Below are 420 nucleotides of genomic sequence, written 5' to 3'. Positions count from 1 at the left end.
CGACGCCGCTACCGGTTGCCGAGTTACCGGCCAGCCCGGTACCCCCTGCGCCGCATTGCGACCTCAGCGCCGAGGTGAGCGAACGGGAAGTGGTCATGCAGTTAGGTGGGCGACGTTGGCGGGTGCGGGGTTTGCCCAAGAATCTGGCGGTGGGGGTGCTCAAGGTCAACCTGATGGTGAGCGGTGGCGATGAGTACCACGTCGACACGCTGGACCTGTATGCAGCAAGGGCGCGTAGCCAGTTCCTGCAACAGGCCGCCGTCGAGCTGCGAGCGTCAGCGGAGACCCTGAAAGCCGAGTTGGGCCGGGTGTTGCTCAAGCTGGAGCAGGTGCAGGACGAGGCCATCCAGCAAGCCTTGATGCCACAAGCGCCGACGATGCCGACCATGAGCGAGGAAGAGCAGCAAGCGGCACTGGCGC

General features: G+C 65.5%; 1 protein-coding gene. It reads left to right on the top strand.

Features of this window, described 5'->3' with window-relative positions:
• On the top strand, positions 1-420 hold a 420-nt coding region (locus tag ACUHMQ_RS21645), incomplete at both ends, for a hypothetical protein (RefSeq protein WP_445297400.1).

It is taken from the genome of Chitinimonas violaceus, assembly GCF_052601015.1.
Note: the sequence above shows the minus strand (reverse complement) of the source record. Positions and strands in the feature narration are given on the sequence as shown.